We start from the raw sequence: 2,810 nt of genomic DNA, 5'->3' as shown, positions 1-2,810 counted from the left end.
CCAAAGATAGTTTTTGTATATAGGCTATTTTTAAATTATTGATTACTTGTATAGACATAAGTTTATAATTATTATATTCTTGATTAAAGTGATTAAGATTTTCTAAAAATATTTTATACTCATTGATATATTCTTTTTCATCTTGTATATTATCTAAATATTTAAGACTTTGATTGAAAATATTATTATTGTAAAAATTACAAGAAAAACTATCAAAATTAAATTCTTTTAACAAATTACTATTTTTATTATCTATAGAACATAAAGGAGCAAAGGAATTTTGTATGTTTTTGTAGTAGGGGTAGAGAGAGTGGGTGGTGGATGTTGCTTTTCCTCCTAAAGAAGTTATGTTTATTATGAATAGTTTTTTTGTTTTGGTTATTTTTTTAATTGTTGTTAAAATTCCTGATAGTGCTAAATAATACAAAGGTCTTTCATTGATATCTTTTATTAAATATTCTAGTATAACATTTCTAGAAGTTTCATTTTTAACAATATCTTTTAAAAAGTCTAATTCTTCTAGTGTCTGCCTTTTATGAAAATCATCTAAAATAACACTTTTTTCTTGCCAATCTCTAAAACCTGAAATTCTAGCTAAAAAATCTCCAAAATCATAAGGTCCTATATAACAATCTACAATACCATCTTTAATATCCTTAAGATGTTCCATTAATCCTTTATCTCTCATTTTCTAGCCTTTTTAATTTACAAAGAAGAAGTAAAACAATATTTATTAGTTTTCTACTAAAAAGAATGATTATTGATAAATAACATATCATTTCAAATAATCCATATTTTGAAAAATATCTACCTAAATATATGAAATTTAAAAATACAATTGGTGGAAAGAGTAATAAGTTTTCACAAAAAATACTATACACCCAATCTATAATTTTATTAGAAACTCCATATTTACTTTTGCAATTTTTGCATTTTATTTCTAATTTGCCTGAGAATATATTCCAAATATTTTGTAATTTATTGATTTTTGTTTTACAAACTTCACATTCTTTATAAATAGACATTTATTTTTCCTATATAATTTAAAAATTATCTTTAAAATTTAAATTATCTTCCGCATGCATTTAATTTTCCTTTAGCAAAATTTATGAAATAATTATATCTTTTTGCTTCATATATTGTTGGGTGTATCATTTCTTGAATTTCGGTTTTTAGTTTTGTTTTATATAATAAATTCATTTTTTTATAAGAATTAATCATATTTTCTAATAACTGTTCTTTTTGAGGTATAGAACACATAAAGTTTTTATCTAGGCTTGAAGCAAATGGGATTAAATTAAAAAGAAAATAATCAGCATTAAAGGCTATTTTCATAAGTGTATAAGTGTCAGGCAATGCATCTATTTTGTTAATAAAAATGATATATCTATCCATAATGCTTATAAAATTATTCATTTCGTTTAAATTGGTAGTGCTATTAGAAGCAAGATAAAAATAATTAAGATTAGTTTCACTTTTTCTTCCAAATATACTTACTTTATTTCTAAGAGCTACCAAATAAGCATTGTCTAAACCTAAAATTTGCATAAATTTAAAATCTTTTTTAAAGTTATGCATATAATTTAATAGTTCTTTTTGATTAAGTTTTAATTCTTGATTTAAGTTTTGTTCTACAAAAACTTTTTTAAATTCTTCTTCGTTGCTCCAGAATAATTTAGATATCTCTTTTCTAATTTGATTTTCTTTTTCATAATAATACTTATCCCAAAAGATAAGCTCTAAAGGGCGATAAGCTAAGCTTATAAAAATAATCAAAGCTATAAGCAAACCGCAGGGTATATAAAATCTTTTAAGTTTATAAAAAGGTTTTTTCATTTATATTCCTTGGTATTTTAAAAATAGTTTATAAAATTTTCTATAAAAATCATAATGATATTTTTTTATACTATTTATTGTATTACTAATATTTGGCATTCTAAAATTTTTAAAATATAGTATTTATTTTCAAAAAAAATACTATATATTTACTCTGCTTTAATTTCTCCACCTTTAACAACAAGACCCTTAGAATCTATCACTACTTCTACTCCACCTGCTTTAATGATAACACAATCTGGTTTAGCATTAATCAATGTTTCTCCTACTTGTATAGTTGCCTCACTATCAGCCTTTAGATAATGAGTTGTTTTTGCATAGGTAGTGATATTATTAGCCACCATACTTGTATTTTTATCGCTTTCAAATCCCATGGATTCATTGCTTGTAAAAAGAATATTGTCTTTACTTTTATAATCTATCTCTTTTTCGCTCAAGACTTGTATTTTATTGCTTGTATTTATATTGTAATAACCTTCTATAATTTCTTTTTTGTTTCCTTTAACATTTCTAGTTTCATCTTTATGTATAATGGTATTTTTGTTTGCGCATATTTCAGTGTCTTTATTTTCTCCTATATATTCACTTGAATTTTTAGCTACTCTTAACTTGTTGTCTACTCCTACATTTAAAGTGTTAGATAATCCAACTATGGTGTCTTTAGATAAACCTACATTTATTAGATACTCAGCACCAACATTGACATTTTTAGCTAAATCTATGGTTTGCGTATGAACTTTTTTAATTCTTTCATTATAAATCCCATCCACCATAGAATCTTTATCATTTAAAATTCTTTGAGTAAAGTTGTGCTGAACCAATTCATCATAGTCTCTTTCTGCTTTTAGATAGATTTGTTCTTTATCTTTTAAGTTGGATAAAGTTAGTTCATTGTATCCTTGTTCGTATACTCCTATAGTTTTAGAGCTAATGGAAGTTTTGTGATCATGGTGTGGCAACGATACAAGAGGATC

The 2,810-nt window shown here is 24.1% G+C and carries 2 protein-coding genes and 1 pseudogene; all 3 read right to left on the bottom strand.

Annotated features, from left to right (window positions below; translation table 11 throughout):
- A pseudogene (locus L8X50_RS08135) lies at positions 1-688 on the bottom strand (hypothetical protein); the annotation flags it as partial.
- A gap of 380 nt (positions 689-1,068) precedes the next feature.
- Entirely contained in the window at positions 1,069-1,836 is a 768-nt protein-coding gene (locus L8X50_RS08130; RefSeq protein ID WP_263660881.1) for a hypothetical protein, read from the bottom strand.
- A gap of 149 nt (positions 1,837-1,985) precedes the next feature.
- A partial coding sequence (locus tag L8X50_RS08125) for a bacteriophage T4 gp5 trimerisation domain-containing protein (protein ID WP_306808638.1) occupies positions 1,986-2,810 on the bottom strand: 825 nt, incomplete at its 5' end.

Origin of the sequence: Campylobacter sp. CNRCH_2013_0898h (assembly GCF_025772965.1) — a bacterium.
Lineage (GTDB): Bacteria > Campylobacterota > Campylobacteria > Campylobacterales > Campylobacteraceae > Campylobacter_D > Campylobacter_D lari_D.
This window is presented reverse-complemented; position numbering and strand designations above follow the sequence as displayed.

Excerpts from the sequence above, each read along its gene's own strand:
- L8X50_RS08130 (WP_263660881.1), bottom strand. The coding sequence starts at position 1,836 with ATGAAAAAACCTTTTTATAAACTTAAAAGATTTTATATACCCTGCGGT.